At 65.3% G+C, this 19397-nt stretch carries 16 protein-coding genes; 2 read left to right on the top strand and 14 right to left on the bottom strand.

Features of this window, described 5'->3' with window-relative positions:
* Positions 1-108 precede the first annotated feature (108 nt).
* On the top strand, positions 109-1005 hold the full coding sequence (locus WI560_RS11090) for a LysR substrate-binding domain-containing protein (RefSeq protein ID WP_375308030.1): 897 nt from the start codon (positions 109-111) through the stop codon (positions 1003-1005).
* A 1056-nt stretch (positions 1006-2061) separates the two neighbouring features.
* Here WI560_RS11090 and WI560_RS11085 read toward each other — a convergent pair.
* The 4 genes from WI560_RS11085 to WI560_RS11070 all read right to left on the bottom strand — a co-directional run bounded on the left by WI560_RS11085 (position 2062) and on the right by WI560_RS11070 (position 9393).
* Entirely contained in the window at positions 2062-3381 is a 1320-nt protein-coding gene (locus WI560_RS11085) for a DUF3422 domain-containing protein (RefSeq protein WP_375308029.1), read from the bottom strand.
* A gap of 107 nt (positions 3382-3488) precedes the next feature.
* Entirely contained in the window at positions 3489-5798 is a 2310-nt protein-coding gene (locus WI560_RS11080; protein ID WP_375308028.1) for a TonB-dependent receptor, read from the bottom strand.
* Complete coding sequence (locus WI560_RS11075; protein WP_375308027.1) at positions 5779-6858, bottom strand: HoxN/HupN/NixA family nickel/cobalt transporter; 1080 nt, start codon at positions 6856-6858, stop codon at positions 5779-5781. Before WI560_RS11075 ends, WI560_RS11080 begins: the two co-directional genes overlap by 20 nt.
* 276 nt (positions 6859-7134) lie before the next feature.
* The gene (locus WI560_RS11070) at positions 7135-9393 is read right to left on the bottom strand and encodes a TonB-dependent receptor (RefSeq protein ID WP_375308026.1); all 2259 of its coding nucleotides are present in this window, start codon (positions 9391-9393) and stop codon (positions 7135-7137) included.
* Positions 9394-9878: 485 nt separating this feature from the next.
* On the opposite strand from WI560_RS11070, the gene WI560_RS11065 reads away from it, so the two are divergent.
* A complete protein-coding gene (locus WI560_RS11065; RefSeq protein WP_375308025.1) occupies positions 9879-10082 on the top strand; it encodes a hypothetical protein in 204 nt (67 codons plus the stop codon).
* A gap of 26 nt (positions 10083-10108) precedes the next feature.
* On the opposite strand, the gene WI560_RS11060 is transcribed toward WI560_RS11065, so the two are convergent.
* From WI560_RS11060 to WI560_RS11015, 10 genes are all read right to left on the bottom strand, one after another.
* Entirely contained in the window at positions 10109-11110 is a 1002-nt protein-coding gene (locus WI560_RS11060) for a formate dehydrogenase subunit gamma (RefSeq protein ID WP_375308024.1), read from the bottom strand.
* Between the two features lie 55 nt (positions 11111-11165).
* On the bottom strand, positions 11166-11762 hold the full coding sequence (gene fdh3B, locus WI560_RS11055) for a formate dehydrogenase FDH3 subunit beta (RefSeq protein WP_027571966.1): 597 nt from the start codon (positions 11760-11762) through the stop codon (positions 11166-11168).
* A 13-nt stretch (positions 11763-11775) separates the two neighbouring features.
* Positions 11776-14718: a formate dehydrogenase subunit alpha gene (locus tag WI560_RS11050; RefSeq protein ID WP_375308023.1), complete on the bottom strand. Its 2943-nt coding sequence runs from the start codon at positions 14716-14718 to the stop codon at positions 11776-11778.
* A gap of 14 nt (positions 14719-14732) precedes the next feature.
* Positions 14733-14942 carry a twin-arginine translocation signal domain-containing protein gene (locus tag WI560_RS11045; RefSeq protein WP_008553089.1) on the bottom strand — a complete coding sequence of 70 codons (210 nt, stop codon included), beginning with the start codon at positions 14940-14942 and terminating at the stop codon, positions 14733-14735.
* A gap of 29 nt (positions 14943-14971) precedes the next feature.
* Positions 14972-15751: a molecular chaperone TorD family protein gene (locus tag WI560_RS11040; RefSeq protein WP_375308816.1), complete on the bottom strand. Its 780-nt coding sequence runs from the start codon at positions 15749-15751 to the stop codon at positions 14972-14974.
* Between the two features lie 132 nt (positions 15752-15883).
* Positions 15884-16495: a DUF3306 domain-containing protein gene (locus WI560_RS11035; RefSeq protein ID WP_375308022.1), complete on the bottom strand. Its 612-nt coding sequence runs from the start codon at positions 16493-16495 to the stop codon at positions 15884-15886.
* Positions 16492-17007: a DUF3305 domain-containing protein gene (locus WI560_RS11030; RefSeq protein WP_257177701.1), complete on the bottom strand. Its 516-nt coding sequence runs from the start codon at positions 17005-17007 to the stop codon at positions 16492-16494. Before WI560_RS11030 ends, WI560_RS11035 begins: the two co-directional genes overlap by 4 nt.
* Positions 17004-18011: a DUF6352 family protein gene (locus WI560_RS11025; RefSeq protein ID WP_375308021.1), complete on the bottom strand. Its 1008-nt coding sequence runs from the start codon at positions 18009-18011 to the stop codon at positions 17004-17006. Before WI560_RS11025 ends, WI560_RS11030 begins: the two co-directional genes overlap by 4 nt.
* Positions 18008-18547: a DUF6505 family protein gene (locus WI560_RS11020; RefSeq protein ID WP_375308020.1), complete on the bottom strand. Its 540-nt coding sequence runs from the start codon at positions 18545-18547 to the stop codon at positions 18008-18010. The genes WI560_RS11025 and WI560_RS11020 overlap by 4 nt, the downstream gene beginning before the upstream one ends.
* Positions 18544-19284, bottom strand: a complete 741-nt coding sequence (locus WI560_RS11015) for a biotin/lipoate--protein ligase family protein (RefSeq protein WP_375308019.1) — start codon at positions 19282-19284, stop codon at positions 18544-18546. Before WI560_RS11015 ends, WI560_RS11020 begins: the two co-directional genes overlap by 4 nt.
* Between the last annotated feature and the right edge of the window lie 113 nt (positions 19285-19397).

Genomic DNA, 19397 nt, shown 5'->3' with positions numbered 1-19397 from the left:
GGTCTGCAGGCCCGCGACGGGACACTCAGAAGGCTCCAGCGGTCATTCGTTGACCGGGTGCGACACCAAGTCCAATATATAGAATGACACGATTGATAGGTTTTCGCTATGGATCTCCGCCAGCTTCGGTACTTCATCGCGGTCGCCGAAGAGCGCAGCTTCACCCTCGCCGCCCGGCGGCTGAACCTCTCGCAGCCGCCGCTCAGCCAGCACATCCAGGCCCTCGAGGCAGAGCTCGCGACCCCGCTGCTCTACAGGACCAGCCGCAGGGTCGAGTTGACGCAGGCGGGTGAGGCCATGCTGGTGCGGGGACGCGCCATCCTGCAACAGGTCAAGGCCGCGGAAGACGAGGCGCGGTCGATCGGAGCCGGCCTGATCGGAACGCTGGATGTCGGAGCGACCGGCTCGATCCTGCGCGGCCGTCTCGCCGAGCTGCTCGCGGCCTACCGCAAGGTCGCTCCGCAGGTCAGGATGACGGTGCATGAGCAGGCGCCGGCATTGCAGATCGCGGCGCTGCTCAGCCGCACGACCAACATCTGTCTCATTCGCGGAATTCCCGCCGAGCGCGACCTGACCAGCAAGCTGGCGTGGCGGGAAGAGGTCGTCATCGCAATGCCCCGCACCCATCGGCTGGCGCGCCGCAAGCGTATCGCGCTCGGTGAGCTCGCGTCCGAGGATCATGTCGTCCTCGATCCCGACAGCTCCGATTTCGCACGGTACGTGCGGACCTGCTGTGTCGATGCCGGCTTCCTGCCAAAGGTATCCCAGCAGGTGGTCGACGCCCAGTCGATCCCGAGCCTGATCGCGGCGGGGTTCGGCGTCGCGCTCGTGCCGCAGTCGATCGCGCGCTTCACCACCGCAGACATCGCCTTCCGTCCGATCCGGCCCTCGCCGCCCACGGCCGACGTGTTTCTGGTCTTCAGAGCGGACGAGACATCGATGGTGGTGCACAATTTCATCAAGCTCGCGCTTCGATACCTGAATCATCGCAAGGGCGTGGCTTGATGCTCCCGGCGTCGACGCCGCCTCCTCTCCGCGCCATTGCAAAACCACCGTGTCCCGGACAAGCCGCAACGCGCGAGCGTTGCGGCGCAGAGCCGGGACCCAGGGCGACACGGTCCAATGCCGCGACATGGGCCCGGCTCTGCAGCGCACCGCTGAAGAAGCGCTGCGCTGCGTCCGGGGCACGAGTGCTGAGTGGCGCACGGTTTCCTAACGACGTCATTGCGAGGCTGTAGGGTGGGCAAAGGCGCCCTTGCGCCGTGCCCACGATCTGTCCGATGCGGCGGTAGACGCGTGGGCACGCTGCGCTTTGCCACCCTACGAAATCGCGTTTGTCGCAAGCACTTTGCCTCACAGACACGCCTTCTCACTCTCGCGGCGCAATTCGCCCGAGTTTTGCTTCGTCGCTCCACCCTCAAATCCAGGAGGGCACAGGGAAGGCCGGGTGCTGACAACGCACCCGCGGTCTGCTGCGCAAAATGCACACGCAGAAGAACCGCACAGCAGCATACAGGTGGTGCCGATCACTCGGCCTTCCCTGCGCGATGGTCGGACGGCTTATGCCGTGCTCTCCCGGGAGCCGAACTTTCCTTCTGGCCTCCCTCGCCCCGCGAATTGGATGATGCAGTCTGCCCGGTTGGGCTCGCTCGCACCTCCGCAAGAGCTTGACCGTAGCAACGACGGCCAGGACCACACGGTTTTGCCGTACGCACGGCCCGCCCTTTCGCCGCAGTATTTCCAGCCCTGTCGACGAAGCCGGAAACTTACAGGCGAGACGAAGCCTAGCAGCGCCGTTCGTCCGCACGCGGTTACGGACTCACAGGGACTACCCGCCCTGCCCGCACCTCTCGTGCCGACGCTGCCGCGTCCACCGCAAGCCCGGCTCGCGATCAAGACGACCTCGAGATCGCCCCTCCTGGATGAGCCGGGATGGACGACACATACGCCATTTCCGAATTTCGGTAAAGTGGAATATTTTCGAGCGAAGGGATTGACAGAGGGCGACACAAGGTCGTCGAGATCCGCTCGCCTTCGAAGCGCAAGAGGCTCGTTTGCGCCTCAATCGTGAGCGCCGGATATTTCGTCATGCTTCAGGTGCCGCCTGCGGATATTGCGGGTGACGATCCAGATCACCGCCACGGCGATCGGCACGAAGATCGCGGTTGCCAGCGAAGGTTCGACATGCAGGCCGCCATCATGGGCGCCTTTGGCGAGATAGCCGAACAGGCTGACGACGTAATAGCCGATGGCCGCCACCGACAAGCCTTCGACCGTGCTCTGCAGCCTCAATTGCAGCCGGGTGCGGTCGTTCATCGAGCGCAGCAGATCGCGGTTCTGCTCCTCGAGCTCGACGTCGACGCGTGTCCGCAACAAATCGGCCGCGCGCGCGAGCTTGATCGACAGGTCGGCCTGCCGGTCCTCCATCGTCGCACAGGTGCGCATGGCCGGTGCCATGCGACGGGCGAGGAAGGAGGACCAGGTCGGATAGCCCGCGATCTCGCCGCCTTCGATCACCGCGAGGCGAGCCTGCACGATCTCGTTGTAGGCCCGGCTCGCGCCGAACCGAAACAGGCTGCCGGCCGCGCCCCTTTCGAGCGAAGCCGCCAATGCGGTCAGTTCCGTCAGGAGATGATTGTTGAGCTTGAGGTCTTCGGCGCCTTGCATCTCCTCGAGCACTTCGACGAGACGCCGGCCGATATGATCGACGGAGGGCGCAAGCTCGAGCGCAGCGGGCAGACCGAGCAGCGCCAGCGTGCGATAGGTCTCGATCTCCAGCACGCGCTGCACCAGGGCGCCGAGCCGGCCCGGCGACAAGCCGTCGTTGCAGACGAGGATGCGAACGAAGCCCTGATCGTCGGTGCGAAAGTCGGATGCGACGACCGCGGGTCCGCTGCGGACCGCCGCGATGGCGAGGCTGCCCCTTTCGAACAGCTGCTGCGCGCGCTCCAGGGCCGCCGAGGTCTGCTCGACCTCGAGCTTGACCGCGACCAGCAATTGCCCGGACTGGCGCAGCGACCGGATCAGCGCGGCGGACTCGGCGCCGATCTCGCCGAACCGGCGAGCCGACGTCTCGGAGCCGCCCAGGATCCAGGTGAAGGTACTGAACTCCGAATGCTGCTCCCAGCGCAGCTGGGTGGTGCCGATCGTCACCTGGTGATGCTTGGTCCCGTCCTCCGGCGGCGCCTGCCCGTGCGAGGTGCAGAACGCCACGAACTCTTGCCGGTCCGCCGCCGCGACCTCGCCCTGGCCCAGAAAAGCAAAGCGGAGCACCGTGACCGGCGCCGTCAGCCGGGTGAACGGGCGAGCATGCACCTCGGCCAGCACCGCGCCGCGCTGCGGATGCAGTTCAAACTCGGCGAGGTCGAGGTCACGGTTCATCGGCGGTCCCCTGCTGCGCTTTCAGGCCGCGACGTGCCGCCATCTGGCCGTTCACTACCACAACCCACCCATGGTCCAGCAATCCCGGATGCGCGACCCGCGCGAACCTAGAACGCCCCGGCGATGGTAACCCGGAACGTCAACGGCTCCACGGGATGCAGCACGTAGTCCATCACGCCATTCTGACAGACCGAAGCCGGCGCGGTGCCCGATGTGCAGAGGTTGTAGAGCGTATCGGTCTTGAGCAGCGAGCCATAGGCATAGGTGATCTGGTTCGCCCTGGTGTTGAAGAGGTTGAGCACGTCGAGCTGGAGGCGCCAGCCGTTGTCCATGCGATAGCCGAGACGGCCGTTGAAGATGCTGGTCGCGGAGGAGCGGAACGCGTTGTCCTCCGTCAGCGGGCTCGACGCCAGATAGCGCCAGCGCAAGGTTCCGAACCAGCCGGTCCTCTCGCCCAGCGTGACGCCGGCCGACGCCACCATCGCCGGCGCGTTCGGAATGTAGTTGCCGGGTGCATTGCCGATCTGCGCCTCGGGATAGCCGGCGAGCGAGGCATAGACCTCGGCCTGCTCGCTGTCATAGCCGCGGAAGCGGGCATGGGTCATGGCGAGATCGGCATCGATGTCGATCCACGATCTCGGCCGATAATGGTTGGTCCATTCAAAGCCGTAGCGGCGGCTGGCGCGCGTCGCCGACGTGTCGCCGGCATCGCCCGCGAACAGGATCTCGGAATCCTGATCCAGGATGAAGACGCTGAGCGAGGTGTCCAGGCCGGGAACGATCCTGCTGCGCACGCCGACCTCCGCGCCCTTGGTCCGCACCAGGAGCGGCGACGGCGTGAGCCTCGTCGCGGGATCGCTGGGGTCCTCGGTCGTGGTCGCGCCGCGGGCGTCGTTGGAGTGCATGCCGTAGCCGGCGCCGAGGAAGAACTCGGTCTGGCGGAACGGACCGAGCACCATCCTGAATTTCGGGCTGCCGAGCGCGGCGTCGGCGCGGCCGGAATTGTCGGCATTGAACCGCGAGGTGACGTCGGCGGCATAATAGTCGCCGCGCCAGCCCACCGTCGTTCTGAGCCAGTCGGTCCAGCGCACCGTGTTCTCGGCATAGAGGCCGACGCTGCCCTCGCCGACCTTGTCGCTGCGGACGTTGGAGAGGAAGCCGCGCTGGAAGGTGTTGGTGAGCGCGAGATCGATCGCATCATAACGCGATTGCAGGCCGAGGGTGGTCTGCATCGGCAGGCCGGCAAGCGAGCCGTCCAGCGTGCGCGAGACATTGGCGCCCGCCATCAGGCGATCGTCGTGCTGGTGAAACTGATCGCCGAGCACGGGATCGCTGAGGAAGTAGGTGAAATTGTTGAAGAGATCGAGCTGGCTCTTCACCACATAGGCGTTCGCTCGCCAGGAGCCGAGTTCGTCGGTCTGCGCAATGCGGCCTGACAATGCAAACCGGTTGGCATTGCCGCCGTCGGTCGGATCTTCCGAACCGAACCGATCGAGCAAGCCGCCGGTGATCGCACGCTGCGGCACCTGATCGGTCGAATTCCAGGCGTTGGTGTAAGCCATGCCGGTGACGGACACGCCATCGGTCGCGGTGCCCTGGCTGTAGCGCACGAGACCGTTGAGCTTTCGCACATTGTCCGGATTGTCCCACGGACCGTTGTAGGTGCCGATCTCGCCGGCCACGAGCAACGTGCCGTCGCCGAGCTTCGCGGAATCCATGCCGAGCATGCGGCGGTAACCGAAGCTGCCGACGGTGACCTGCCCCAGTGTCCTGGTGCGATCGATCAGGCCGACATGGACGCTGCCGACCGAGGCGAAATCGCCTTCGTCGGCGAAGTAAGGGCCCTTGCGCACGTCCACGGCTGCGATGGTTTCCGGGATCAGCCAGTTGAGATCGGCATAGCCCTGGCCGTGCCCATGGGTGCGCATGTTGACGGGGACGCCGTCGACGCTGATGGCAAGGTCGGTCCCATGATCGAGATTGTAGCCGCGCAGGAAATACTGGTTGGCTTTGCCCTCGCCGGAATGCTGCGTCACGATGAGACCCGGCACCGCTTCGAGCGCTTCGCCCGGCCGCGTGAAAGGGCGGGCGTTGAGCTCCTCGCCCGAGACGGTGATCTCGCTGGCCATGCCGGGCTGGCCCTTTGCCCCCGAGGCAACGCTGCGGACGTCCGCACCAGGCGCCGCCGCTGGATACACAAGGATGCGGTGGCCCGCCGCGGGCGGCTTGGCGGCGCGGCGCGCTGCAGCCGGCTTCTTTCGCGCCGGCGTTTCGCCGCCAGCAATCTCGATTGGCGGCAGCTCACGCGAGGTGGGACTGCTCTGCGCCAGGGCGCGGCCGTCGTCGGCGAGCAGCAGCAGGGCCGAGAGTGCCGTCAGCGCGCCGCCACGACCGGGCTCACGCCGCTTCGGTCGCATCGGCGCATTCCAGAGCTTCCGCTGAGGCCAGGTGCCGGCTGCTCCCGAAAATACGACGATAGAGCACGACCGAGACCAGCCAGGCGATCGCAAACAGCGCGACCACGGCGAAGCCGACATTGGCGAGCGACTCGTTGAGGCCCTCGACCAGTGTCCACATGGTCCCCGACAGGCCGAGCCGGTCGGCGGCCAGGCCGAGCGCCTCGATGCCGCCGATCAGCAGCGCGACCGCCACGGAGGCGCCGGTGATCGTGAGGTTGTACCAGAGCTTCCGCAAGGGATCGACGAACGCCCAGCGATAGGCGCTCACCATCAGCGCGGAATCGGCAGTGTCGACCAGCGCCATGCCGGCCGCGAACAGCGCAGGGAAGACCAGGATGTCCCCGACCGAAGCGCCGCGCGCGGCTTCGGTGGCGGAGATGCTGAGCAGGCCGATCTCGGTCGCCGTGTCGAACCCCAGTCCAAACAGGAATCCGAGCGGATACATGTGCCAGGGCTTCGTGACCAGGCGGAACAGCGGCCCGAGCAGTCGGGCGAGGACGCCGCGACTGGCGAGCAGCCTCTCCAGCCCTTCGGCGTCGTGAACCCCCTGCTCCCGTGCAGCGCGAAACGTCCGCCACAGGCCGACGAAGATGACGAGATTGATGGCCGCGATCACGAGCAGGAACAGCGCCGACACCGACGTGCCGATCAGGCCGCCGATCTCCCGGAGCAGGCTGTCGCCGCCAAGGCTCACCACGCCGAACGCAAGCAATATGGTCGCGACCACGACAATTGTAGAATGGCCGAGCGCAAAATAGAGGCCGACGCTCTGCGGCGCGCCACCCGTCTGCATCAGCTTGCGCACGACGTTGTCGATGGCGGCGATGTGATCGGCGTCGACGGCGTGGCGCAGGCCGAACACCCAGGCCAGCAGCGCCGTCGCCAGCACCGTCGGCCGGTCGCCGAACAGGGCGAAGGCCCAGGCCCATGCCGCGATGTTGGCGGCGACGAGCCCGCCGAACAGCACCAGCGTGCCGGATTCGATCGCCCGCAAACTCCGCCTCACCGCTTGCTCCATCCGTCCCGTCCCACAGTATGACGTTTATCAAGAACCCTCATACTGGCAAGAGCAAGAGCCGCGCCACTTTCGACCTGACGGCCGGAAGGCGCACGGATGGGAAAGCTACCTCATTGATTCAACAGACGATTTAAGATTCCGGCGCGACGCCGCGCCGGCGCGGGATGAGCTGCGCCGATTGGCAAGCAAGTATCCACTTGGCCGACCAAGTTGACCGCTCCACGGGCGCGTCGCCCACGACTCCCGCGACCGCCGTCACGCGCGGCCGGAGCCGTTTCACATGTCCACGGTCATCGACAGCAGATAGGTGCGTGGTGCTCCCAGGAAGAACGTTCCGAACGAGGCCACGCTGGACCAGTAGCTCTCGCCGGTCACGTTCTGGATGTTGGCGCGGAAGACCGTCTTCCTGCCGTTGATCGCCGTGGTGTAGCGGGCGCCGAGATCGAGCCGCGTCCACTCCGGGATCGGCTGCTTGTTGGCGGTGTCGATGAACTGCCTGCCGGTGTAGATGACGGCTCCGTTCAACGTGAGCTCTCTCATCCACGGCAGATCCCATTCCATGCCGATATTGGCCTGAATGTTCGGAACGCCGATCGGCGTGTGACCCACATTGGCCGCGACGGCAGTCTTCGTCAGCGTGCCATCCAGCAGCGAAACGCCTCCGAGCACGCGCACATCCGGCATGAGCTCGCCGTAGACGTTGAGCTCGAGCCCGCGGACTTGCTGTTCGGCGGTCGCCGCGAAGCGCCCGGCGGACAGCTCGCCGCTCGCCTTCGAGATCTGGAAGGCGCTGAAGGTCGTTGCGATCCGGCCGAAGTCCACCTTGACGCCGGCTTCGTACTGCTTGGCGACGTAGGGCTGCAACACCTCGCCGAAATTGGATGCGGTCTGGGGAGCCACGTCGCCTCGCGCGAGGCCTTCGACGTAGTTCGCGTACAGGGAGACATTCTCCACGGGACGGACGACGAGGCCGACCACCGGGGTAACCGCGGTCTTGTCGTAGGACGACGTCAGCGTCCCGACATTGGAGGCATAGTTGTGCGCCTCGATGCCCTGGCGCCGGACACCCAGGGTCAGCAGCACACGCTCGTCGAGCACGGACAAGGTGTCGGCGATGGAGAGACCGGTGAGCTCGCTGTCCGAGAGCCGCGGGCGGTCGCTGATCTCGTTGGCGAACTGTGTCGGCGCGACGGTCGGATTGTAGATGTTCGACGTGACCGGGCTGCCATTGGTCAGCCGCCGGTGCAGCGCGTCGTGATAAACCGAAGCCTGGAAGGCCACGGCGTGATGGACGAAGCCGGTATCGAAACGGGCGCGAACACCGCCATCATAGGTGCTTCGATCGATGCTAAGTCCGAAGAATTGGGGCGTGGAGGTTGTGTTGCCGTTGGCGTTGACGATCGTCGGAAGGCCGAAGAACCGCTCGACATTGGTGCGGGATCCGCCGACATCCGCAAACAGCGTGACCTGGTCGCTGACATCGTACTCGGTCTTCAGCAAGGCGGATTGGTCGGTGATGTGCGACCATTCCCAGGGCTGGGTGACGTTCAGCCGGCCGTCCGGCGCCTTCGGCACCTGCAGGCCGGGAGCCATCAGGAAGGGACGTGACGGCGCATCGAACCGATCGGTCTGCGTGATCAGATAGAGCCAGGACCTGAACCGTTCGCCCCGATAGTCCAGAGCCAGCGATCCGACACCTGTCGCCTCGGATTGGCGATCGATCGGCGTGTCGCCGCCGCGGACGCTCCCGCTCGCGCGCACGCCCCATTCCTTGCCGTCGCCGTAGCGCCGCGCAACATCCCAGTGCCCGCCGAAACGTGCAGTCGAGCCGTAGCTTGCGGTCAGGCGCGTCAGGTCCTCTTCCGCGCGCTTGGGCACGATGTTGATGACCCCGCCCACGCCGCCATTGGGCGCCATGCCGGAGAGCGCGGCCGAGGGACCTTTGAGCACCTCTATGCGCTCGACGTAGTCAGTGAAGATGCGATATGACGGCGCGATTCCGTAAAGACCCTCGAAGGCGAATTCACCGTTGTTGCCTTCGTTGATCGGAAATCCACGAATGTTGAAGGAGTCCACCACGCCGCCCGTCGGATGCGAGCTTCGCACGGACGGATCGAGGATCAAGGCATCCGCACCCGTTGCCGCCTGCTGATCCCGAATGAATTTGTCCGTGTAGCTCGTCGCGTTGAATGGCGACTTCATCGTGCTGGTATTTCCGAGCAGTCCAAGCCGCGCGCCTTGAGCGACCTGGCCGCCGGCGAATTCGGTCACGACACTCGGTTGCGACTGCACCGCGACGGTCGGGGCCTGCGGCGCGCGCCGCGGCGTCGATCGGACGCGGGCGTCGCTTCTCCTTGTTGGCGCACGGCGAGCCGCTTGCTGCGCCGGCGCATCGACGGTGACGGGTGGAAGCGTGCTGCCGCCTTGCGCTGTTTGAGACCGAGCAGGCGATTCGAACCACGCCAGCAACGCCACGCCACCCAGCAGCGCCGCAGCAAAGCGAGCTACCGTACCGACCCCACCCGTACGCCGCATTTCAAGAAAGTCCTTCATCAATAGCACGTAACCCACCGTGAGCGGTCGCTCGGCGCGCGGGACGATGACGGATCATCGCTCTTCGCGTCCGAACGCGGCCGGCACTTGTGGCCTTCAACCAAATCGTCCGCAGCCTCACGCTTCGCGTTGACGGCCTTCGCCTGCAACATCGATGCTCAGCAATCTGCATCGCCTCTTTAGAAACACGCTCTCGTGACGGCAACGCAAATGCGTGCACGGCGATTTAGAATGTCTCGATCATGCGATGTGGTCGCGTTGCGATCTGGAAAGATTCCAAAGTTCTTCTTTGAAAGATTCCAAATCAGCGCTGCTGAAATTCGGCAGAGAGAATAGAGAGCGCAATCGCGCGGAGCGCGTTGGCCGCTCAACGAACATGGAACCGATCGCTGTGAAGTGGCTCACATCCAACGGGACGATGCGGATGTATTGATCATGTCGGGTGGAATTGGCCGACGGAGATGCGCATGAACCGCGTCCTGCTCTCGCTCATTGCAGCCCTCGCTCTGGCCGGTGCGGCCAGCACCATGCTCAGATCGCAAGCCTTGTTCGGCTCCGGTCAAAACGGCATGGCGTCCATTCAGGACATGCAGACAGGCCAAACGGCCCGGCTCCACGAACAGGACATCCAGGACCGTTCCGTCTTGTTTGGCAAGGAGCCGGCCCCATAGCCGGCTGACCGCGTTCAGGCGGCGCTCTACTCCGCCGGCGCGGTTGCGGGCTGCGGCCGTCCGTCGTTCGGTCCGGTTCGCGCGTTCTGCTGCTCGAGCCAGAGCCTGTGGTGCTCGCGCGCCCAGTTGACGTCGACCTCGCCCGAGCCCATGGCCTCGAACGCACCTTCCATCCCGATGGTGCCGATATAGATGTGCGCGATCATCGCCGCGACGAACAGGACCGCCACGATCGAGTGGACGATCTGGGCCATTTGCATGCCCTCGATTCCCGTCCCGTAGAACGGGAACATCAGCGCATAGCCGCTCGTCGCGACGAGAGCGCCGCCGACTACGACGATCCAGTAGATCATCTTCTGGCCGCCGTTGAAGCGATAGGCCGGCGGATGGTCATGCCCGATCAAGCCGCCGCCGCGCTTGGCCCATTCGATATCCACCTTGTTGGGGATGTTGCCGCCGATCCACATCAGGAAGATCAGGATGACACCGAGAGTGAACGGGAAGCTCAGGTAATTATGGGCGAACTTCGCCCATTGCGACCATTCCGAGAAAGCCTCGAAGCCGATCAGCGGCAGCAGCAGGGGTCGGCCGAACGTGATGTTCAGCCCCGAAATCGCCAGGACGATGAAGCAGGTCGCCGTCAGCCAGTGCACGAACCGCTCGAACGCGTTGAAGCGCACGATGGTGCGGCCCGACCGCCCGGCCTCGAGGCGCACCATGCCGACGGTGAGATAGAAGATCACGATGATCGCGATCATGCCGAGGATGGCGATGCCGCCGATCCAGCGCAGCGTCACATTCCGGAACTCGCGCCACTCCCGTCCCTGCGGCTGCTCGAGAACGCCGGAATTCCGATCGGGGATGCTGACACGACCCTGAATCCGGTTGAGCTCCTGCAGAAGCTGCTCCTCCTTGACCGCGCTAGCGGTCGGATTGACCTGTTGTGCGCCGGCGGGCACCGCCGTGACCAGGAGAAGCAGCGCGAAGGCGCCCAGCGCCAGACGAACGAACCTTCCAAACGACGCCATGACGTCCTCCCCGGTATTGCGCGCCCGTCGACCATCCATGTTGCGACTGCCCATGTCAGGACTCGATCGTCTCGCGATAAGCGGTCTTCCAGCCCCAGGCGCCCGAGCCATAGCCGCGCTTCATGACGCGCTCCTTGTAGATCTGCGCAATGATCTCGCCGTCGCCTGCAAGCAACGACTTGGTCGAGCACATTTCGGCACAGAGCGGCAGCTTGCCTTCGGCCAGCCGGTTCGCGCCGTATTTCTCGTATTCCTCCTTGCTGCCGTCGGCCTCGGGGCCGCCGGCGCAATAGGTGCATTTGTCCATCTTGCCGCGCGAGCCGAAGTTGCCGACCTTCGGGTATTGCGGCGCGCCGAACGGGCAGGCGTAGAAGCAATAGCCGCAGCCGATGCAGAGATCCTTGGAGTGCAGCACCACGGCATCGGCCGTGGTGTAGAAGCAGTTCACCGGGCACACGGCCGCGCAGGGCGCGTCCGTGCAGTGCATGCAGGCCATCGAGATCGATCGCTCGCCCGGCTTGCCGTCGTTGATGGTGACGACGCGGCGCCTGTTGATGCCCCACGGCACCTCGTGCTCGTTCTTGCAGGCGGTGACGCAGGCGTTGCACTCGATGCAGCGATCAGCGTCGCAGAGAAATTTCATCCGAGCCATGTGCGTGCTCCTCTCAGGCTGCGACGATCTGACAAAGCGTAACCTTCGGCTCCTGCATGCCCGTTGCAGGATCGTAACCGTAGCTCGTGATCGTGTTGGCGCTCTCGCCCAGCACGATCGGATCGGTGCCGGCGGGATAGTTCTTGCGCAGGTCGACGCCGCCGAGCCAGCCGCCGAAATGGAACGGCATCCAGGCGACGCCCTTGCCGACGCGTTCGGTCACCAGCGCCTTCATCCTGGCGCGCGAATTGTTCTCGGCGCCGCTCACCCAGACCCAGCCGCCGTCCTTGATGCCGCGATCGGCGGCATCGGCCGGGCTGATCTCGATGAACATGTCCTGCTGCAATTCGGCGAGCCAGGGATTGGTGCGGGTCTCCTCGCCGCCGCCTTCGTATTCGACGAGACGTCCCGAGGAGAGGATCAGCGGGAATTGCTTTGCGATGCCCTTCTCCACCGCCGCCTTCTGAACGGAGAAGCCGATATTGGGCAGGCGGAACTGCCTGGCATCGGGCAATGTCGGATATTTCTCGACGAGATCGACGCGCGGCGTGTAGATCGGCTCGCGATGGACCGGGATCGGGTCCGGCAAGCCGAACGCATTCATGCGCGCCTTGCCGTTGCCGAACGGCACGCAGCCGTGCTTCAGCGCGACGCGCTGGATGCCGCCGGAAAGGTCGAGCGCCCAGGACACCGCGTCCGGATTGGCCGGGTTGACCCTCTGGATCGTCGCCATTTCGGCTTCGGTCAGATCCGTGTCCCAACCGAGCTTCTTCAGGCTCGCCAGCGTGAACTCGGGATAGCCGTCCTGGATATCCGAGCCCTTGGAGAAGGATTTCTCGGCGAGCAGGCTCACCTTGCGCGTCGTGCCGTCCGGCAGCTTTTCCTCGCGCTCGATACCGAAGCGTGGGCGGAAGGCGCCGCCGCCATCCATGACATGCAGGTTGTTGTTGTAGAGCAGCGGCGAGCCGGGATGCCTCACCTCGGGTGAGCCCCAACACGGCCAAGGCAGGCCGTAATAGTCGCCGCCGACCTCCGGATCGTCCTTCGGCGCGCGCATCGTCACCAGGTCGAACTTGTGCTGGTTCTTCATGTGCGCCTTGATGCGCTCGGGCGACTGGCCGCAATAGCCGGTCGACCAGCTTCCGCGGTTGATCTCGCGCAGCACGTCCTCGGCAACGGGGAGGTTGCTCTCGACCTTGATGTTCTTGAACATCTTGTCGGCGAAGCCGAGCTTCTTCGCCATCAGGTAGATGATCTCGAGGTCGTCCTTGGATTCGAAGATCGGCTTGACGATCTGCTCGCCCCACTGCATCGAGCGGTTGGATGCGACGCGTGATCCCGCGCACTCGAACTGCGTCGCCACCGGCAGGATATAGACGCCGTCCTTGCGCCCGGCCTCGACCGCCAGAGACGCCCACGTCGTCGGATGCGGATCGGCGATCACCAGCAGCTCCAGCGCCTTCAGGCCCTTCATCGATTCCGGAATGCGGGTGATGCTGTTGCTGGCATGGCCTTGCACGAAGACGGCCTTGACGTTGTCCTTCTGCGCGACGTCGGCCTTCGGCAGCAGCGCGGCATCGAACCACCGCGTCAGCGGGATGCCTGGGGTCTCCATCTGCTTCTTCTCGTCGAAGCGCGAGACCAGGTACTCGTAATCGACCTCCCAGACCCGGGACCAGTGCTTCCAGGCGCCTTCCGCCAGGCCGTAATAGAACGGCAGAGTCACGATATCGAGGCCGACATCGGTCGCGCCTTGCACGTTGTCATGGCCGCGCAGGATGTTGGCGCCGGCCCCGGACTTGCCGATGTTGCCGGTCATCAGCAGCGCGATGCAGCTCGCCCGCACATTGGCCGTGCCGACGGTGTGCTGCGTTTGCCCCATGCACCAGATGATGGTCGCCGGCTTGACCGTCGCGAACATCTTGGCGACGCGCTCGAGCTGCGCGGCGGGCACGCCGGTGACGCGCTCGACCTCCTGCGGATTCCACTTCTCGACCTCCTTGCGCAGGTCGTCGAAACCGTAGACGCGCTGGGCGATGAACTCCTTGTCCTCCCAGCCGTTCTTCAGGATGTGCCACATCATGCCGTAGAGGACGGGAATGTCGGTGCCGGGACGGATCCGGACATATTCGGTGGCATGCGCCGCGGTGCGGGTCAGGCGCGGGTCGAAGACGATGAAGTTCGCCTTGTTGAGCTCCTTGCCTTCGAGCAGGTGCTGCATGCTGACGGGATGCGCTTCCGCCGCGTTGCTGCCGATGAACAGCATCGTCTTGGAGTTGCGCATGTCGTTGATGCTGTTCGTCATCGCGCCGTAGCCCCAGGTATTGGCAACGCCGGTGACGGTGGTGGAGTGACAGATTCGCGCCTGATGGTCGGTGTTGTTGGTGCCCCAGAACGCGCCGAGCTTGCGGAACAGGTAGGAGCCCTCGTTGGTCATCTTGGCCGAGCCGAGCCAGTAGACCGAATCGCTGCCCGACTTCTCCCGGACCTGAAGCAGCTTGTCGCCGATCTCGTTCACCGCGGTGTCCCAAGACACGCGCGTCCACTGCCCGTTCACGAGCTTCATCGGATAGCGCAGCCGGCGATCGCTGTGCACGAGCTCGCGCACCGAGGCACCCTTGGCGCAATGAGAGCCGCGGTTGATCGGCGAATCCCAGCTCGGCTCCTGCCCGATCCAGACTCCATTGAGCACTTCCGCCGTCACGGTGCAGCCCACCGCGCAGTGCGTGCAGATGCTCTTCTTGACCACGGCGCCGGCCGCGAGCGGACCGGCAGCCGCCGCTTCCGCCTTGCGCACGCTGCCGACCGGCATGGTACCGAGCGCAGCAAGAGCGCCGCCGGCAAGGCCGGACCTGCGCAGGAACGTACGGCGGTCAAGTCCGCCGCCCTGGCCTGCGAGGGTTTCGGCGACGGAGCCGCGGCGATCGGACCGCTGGTGTGTTCGCTTGATAAGCACGGGCAGCCTCCCTGTCAGGCCGGATAACGGTTGACGCGGTAGAACGTCTTGACGTGATCGGATTCCTTGTAGCGCGCCTTGCGCTTTTCATCGTTGTTTTCGCTGTCCGCCTGCGCGGACCCGACCAGCGGCGTCGCAAGCGTCGCGCCGGCGCCGACCGTGCCGATGCCGACCTTGCGAAGGAAGTCGCGGCGTCCGACCTTTGCTTTCGTCTCGTCACTCATCGCATCTCTCCCGGACCGACCCGCGTCGATCAGTTGGCGAATGTGAATGCTTCCGTCTCGATCTCGATGAAGGTGCGCCCGAGCGCGCCGACCGCCCGATAGAAGCGGACGCTGCCGGCACTCTCCATGTCGGCGAACAGCCGCCCCATCCAAGGCGACACGTGCTTTTCGAAGAATGCGCGCTGCGCCTCGGGCGAAGCATCGAAGCTGCCGTCGGCAAGTCCCGACATGATCTCGCACAGGATGGCGGCGTGATCCTCAGGTTCGGAATTGTTGGCGATCCGCTCGATGCCGAGCGCCGTCAGATCGGCGCGCAGGCGCGACAACGGCCGTTCGTTCAGGAAACCCGTCAGGTAATAGGACGCGTAGGGCAACAATTCGCCGCGGCCCAGACCGACGAACAGATCGAAATACTCGCGCTCGACTTGCGCTGCGACCGCGCTCGCGGCGGCGTCGGCCAGCGCCGCATGCGCGCGCCCGAGCGGCGTTGCATCACCCGTCAGCGCAGCGAGTCGATCGAGCAGACGTTTCGACGGAGGCGCAGACAGCAGCGTCGCCAGCAGCGCGTATTCCTGCGCGCGCGCGGCATCGACGGGGTCGACCAGCTCAGTGGCTTCAGTGTGCTCGCAGTAAAGATCGGGCCGCAGGTCGTTTCGGGAAACACCGGTCGCGGTTTCGACGGCGATGACCCGCTGTGCGGGCACGCGAGTCCAGTTCGAGACGGAGGGCTGGCTGATCCCGATTTTGCGCGCAAGTTGAGCGATGCCGCCTGCGGCATCAATCGCGCGATCAAGCCCGTCATCACGCACGTGGACCTCCCATCCAAGTCCCGTCTGCTTGATTATCGCTTTTGTTACAAAGCAGTAGGCAAGCGTAATCCGGGTTCCGCGGGCGGTCAATCGCTCCCCATAGGCTTATCCTATAGCCTTTGGTCGCGTTGCTCAGCGCGGCAACGCGCCTCCATGAGTGCGGGCCCTGATCGGCTCAGCATGGTCGATCGATCGGTCAACCGCGCTCGGTTGCATTGCAACAGGGATTGCCAATGGATCTGTCGCCTCCGGCGGCTCGTCGAGATCGGCGGCCGCTGCCACATCGGCCTGATGCAATTGCGGCGAAGAATCCGCTGCTTCGATCAAGGCATCCGGAGCAGATTGCAGTGCCTCACGCACACCGCCGACGACGCGATCGACAAGCGCGGCCAATTCCTCCGAGGAGCAATCCAGTGGCCCAAAGCCCGGCATCGCAGTCGGGTCGTTGAAGTCCCATGCGTTCTCCGCAAGCCCGACGAAGTCGCGAATGGCGGGATCGGTCGCCCAGGCGCGGCGAAGAGCCGCACGGCTCAACTCCTGTGGAATGTTCTTGCTGAGGAAGGCGGTGATGTCGGTCGCCGCATTGATCTCGTCGATCGACGGCAGGCTGGAGAGATCAAACTCGCTCTCGGCATTCTCCGTCTCGGCCGGCGGCGCGGGCTGCGCCTCGGCAGGCTTCGCCGGCTCCGCCCGCGATTCGCGCTTGCGGCGGGACCACCGCGAAAGGAACTCCTCCTCGCTCATTCCTGTCCGCCTTCAGGTTCGCGCCGCGCCAGTGCCTCCGGGTCGGCGCGCCGCCGCTTGCGCTTGACGAACTCCCGCTCGACATGATGCTCGGCAACGAACTTTTCAATTGCCTCAAGCAGCGCCTCCGGCATCGGCACCGCCTCGACGAGATTGTCGGCGGCTTCCGTGAAGCCCTCGCCCTCGGCGGGATCGGCGGTCACCGCCGCAACCGCATAGGGAAAGACGCCTTCCGATGGCGACAGCACGGTCCACAGGCTTGGATTGCCTGAAGCCAGATTGTCGCGATAGCGCGCCGTTTCGGACGGATAAAGCTCGATGGCGGCGCTGCCGGCATAGAACAAGGTCGTGTCGTCCTGCTCGCGAAGCACGGTCCAGGGCCTTGTGGTCGGCTCGTCCGGCAGCACGGCGATCCCGCGCCAGACGAAATCGACCCAGGGCGAGGCGGCCTTGCGCCGCTCGACCACGACGCCGACAGGAATCGAGAGGGTCGGCAGCGCCGCAGGGCTCATGTCGCCATCTCCAGCCGTTTCACCGGCAGCCCGGTCAGCAGATTCTGCGGCTTCAACCGAAGCTTCTGATCGGACGTCATCGACAGGATCAGGTAGACCGGCTCAGCCCCGACATCGTCGAGCGCCTGGCTGGAATCTGCAAAGGTCAGCCGGAACAGCGCGAGCACGCGGTCGGCGCTGCGCTCGTCGAGCTCCTCGCCGCGCCAAAGACGATCGCCAAGCCTGGTGGCGTCGGCGTCGAGCCCGACATACCAGGTCAGCCTGGCGTCCTGCAGCGCCCGCAGCGGCTCGATCGTCACGTCGATGCCGAGCAGATGGGATACCCAGCGCGTCATCGCCAGGGCCAGCGCCGCAGGTCCCCGCCCATCGGGCGTGAGGTCGAGCGCCATGTCGAACTGGTCGCTGCGCTGCCAATAGGCCTGCGCATTGTCCTCGCTCAAGACCTCGACCGTCGCATCGGTGGTTGCCCCCAGCATCGACATCAGAGAGAGCACCGGTGTCGGGGTCCGGCCGCCGACGATCTCCTCGTCGCCGAGCAACAGGGCCTGCTCATGCGGCAGGACGCGCTGGATCCGGAAGAACAGCTCGGCCGCGCGCAGCACGAAGGGGTCATCGCAGCCATCGAGCGCATTGCGCAGGATGACGTGCACGAGCTGGTTGACGAACAGCGGCGGCAGATCGTTCGCGCCGGACCGGACGAATGCGAGATAAGCGGCTTCGAGCGTCGGATGCCGCACCAGGAGATCGCGAAACGCCAGCACGAAGCGCCAGTTCTCCCGGGCATCGGCATCGACGATCGCGGCGATCTCGTCAGCGCTGACCATGCGCCGCGGCTCGGCGAGCAGTTCGCGGTGCAGCCGACGCTCGACCGGGCACGCGTCCTCCGGCGGCATCAGCTCAGGCCGGGCAAAATAGGCCTTGAGGAACTCGTCGGTGACGCGAAGCCCGCCGCCCTCGTCGCGATCGAGCAGGTGATGGCCGCACGCGATCCAGAAATCGTTCATCTGACGGTCGGCTCCCGGCCCAGATCCGCAAGCTTGAGATCGCCGTCGGGCTGGACGTCGTCCTGCATTTCCATGAACGAGAATGCCTTGCTGTGCCCCTGCCCTTCGCGGAGCTGCAGCCGGCGGAAGGATTCGCGCACCTCGCCATCGCTCGAGCTGCGGTGCACTGCAATAAGCGCGCTGATCGGATGGCTGCAGAGCGACTGCGCAAACGCGACCTCCTCTTCCGCAGCAGCCCTCGCAACGGCCATGTCCGGCGCGCCGAAACGATCGACGAGCTGCCCTGCCAGAAGATCGACCAGGCCGCGGTAATCGTCTTCGGTCGCCGGAACGACCTGCGCCAGCGTCGACCAGCCCCAGGATTGCACCCCGAGGAAGCCGCCACGAAACGCCGCGCGCGGCTTGCCCTCCAGCTTCGATCCGTCGCAGTCCCAGAAGCGGAAAGCGCCGGAGACGGCCCATTCGCCCGGCTCCGCCGCCACGTCGAATATGAAGGTGTCGGAGGGATCGAGTGCGATGGTGCGCAGGAGCTTCATAGGCGTGGCCCTCCGAGAGCCGGATCGAGCCAGGATGGCGTCGCGAGCGCCTGCACGAGATCGTTCCTTTCGCTCTTGTCCGTGCCGAGGCGGCGCGTGAGCAGATCGCCGCGATCATCAATGCGCTGAACCGTCTGCCTTTCACGCGGCATCCGCGTGAGATAATCGCGCGCGAGGCTGTCAAACCCATCGACGCGCCAGCCGTCAAGCGCCAGCATCAGGTGCCGGGCGAAGCTCTCCGTGATCTGCGCCGCGCCGGCCTCGCCAAAGCCTTCCTGATCGAGCGCCGAGGCCAGCGGGTGAACGCCCGGTTCGTCATCGTTCATGGCAACGGTCCGGATCATGGCTGCGAATACCAGCCAGGGCGGCGGCGTATCCTCGTCGGCATCGGAAGGCCACCCCATCCGGCCGCCGCCGACCAGCCCGCCATCGATCCTGACCGCATCCGGCCAGCCGATCGTGATCGGCTTGCTCGGCGGCGCATAGGCGCGAAGCGCATCGGTGAGCGCGACCATGCCGGCGTAGAATGCGCGCCGCGCGCTGCGCAAGGGCTCGGCCGGCTCGAGCACGACGGCGAACTCTGCGAGGTCGAAGCGGCCGACATAGACGAGCGTGCCGGCGCCGCTTTCCGGTGCAATGCGGCATGCGTGGGTAAAGGCGTCGCCGCTCTCACGCAGCCGCACCAACGTGAACGGCGGCGGCAGGTGAATCGGTTCCGCCAGGGAAACATGGCTCACTGGGGTCGACGGCAGGCCGTCCTCCGCTTTCCTTTTCTTCCCGATGGATAATGTCTATACGAGACGAGAGGCCGGCGCGAGTCCGCCGCCGGCGTCCGAATGGCGGAGGGCTT

The organism is Bradyrhizobium sp. A11 (assembly GCF_042077125.1).
Taxonomy (GTDB): domain Bacteria; phylum Pseudomonadota; class Alphaproteobacteria; order Rhizobiales; family Xanthobacteraceae; genus Bradyrhizobium; species Bradyrhizobium japonicum_B.
This window is presented reverse-complemented; position numbering and strand designations above follow the sequence as displayed.

What these genes read in the sequence shown, in the direction of transcription:
- WI560_RS11080 (WP_375308028.1), bottom strand. Translation starts at nt 5,798, where the DNA reads ATGCGACCGAAGCGGCGTGAGCCCGGTCGTGGCGGCGCGCTGACGGCA.
- WI560_RS11090 (WP_375308030.1), top strand. Translation starts at nt 109, where the DNA reads ATGGATCTCCGCCAGCTTCGGTACTTCATCGCGGTCGCCGAAGAGCGC.
- WI560_RS11065 (WP_375308025.1), top strand. Translation starts at nt 9,879, where the DNA reads ATGAACCGCGTCCTGCTCTCGCTCATTGCAGCCCTCGCTCTGGCCGGT.
- WI560_RS11070 (WP_375308026.1), bottom strand. Translation starts at nt 9,393, where the DNA reads ATGCGGCGTACGGGTGGGGTCGGTACGGTAGCTCGCTTTGCTGCGGCG.
- fdh3B (WP_027571966.1), bottom strand. Translation starts at nt 11,762, where the DNA reads ATGGCTCGGATGAAATTTCTCTGCGACGCTGATCGCTGCATCGAGTGC.
- WI560_RS11060 (WP_375308024.1), bottom strand. Translation starts at nt 11,110, where the DNA reads ATGGCGTCGTTTGGAAGGTTCGTTCGTCTGGCGCTGGGCGCCTTCGCG.
- WI560_RS11025 (WP_375308021.1), bottom strand. Translation starts at nt 18,011, where the DNA reads ATGAACGATTTCTGGATCGCGTGCGGCCATCACCTGCTCGATCGCGAC.
- WI560_RS11045 (WP_008553089.1), bottom strand. Translation starts at nt 14,942, where the DNA reads ATGAGTGACGAGACGAAAGCAAAGGTCGGACGCCGCGACTTCCTTCGC.
- WI560_RS11035 (WP_375308022.1), bottom strand. Translation starts at nt 16,495, where the DNA reads ATGAGCGAGGAGGAGTTCCTTTCGCGGTGGTCCCGCCGCAAGCGCGAA.
- WI560_RS11075 (WP_375308027.1), bottom strand. Translation starts at nt 6,858, where the DNA reads ATGGAGCAAGCGGTGAGGCGGAGTTTGCGGGCGATCGAATCCGGCACG.
- WI560_RS11020 (WP_375308020.1), bottom strand. Translation starts at nt 18,547, where the DNA reads ATGAAGCTCCTGCGCACCATCGCACTCGATCCCTCCGACACCTTCATA.
- WI560_RS11085 (WP_375308029.1), bottom strand. Translation starts at nt 3,381, where the DNA reads ATGAACCGTGACCTCGACCTCGCCGAGTTTGAACTGCATCCGCAGCGC.
- WI560_RS11030 (WP_257177701.1), bottom strand. Translation starts at nt 17,007, where the DNA reads ATGAGCCCTGCGGCGCTGCCGACCCTCTCGATTCCTGTCGGCGTCGTG.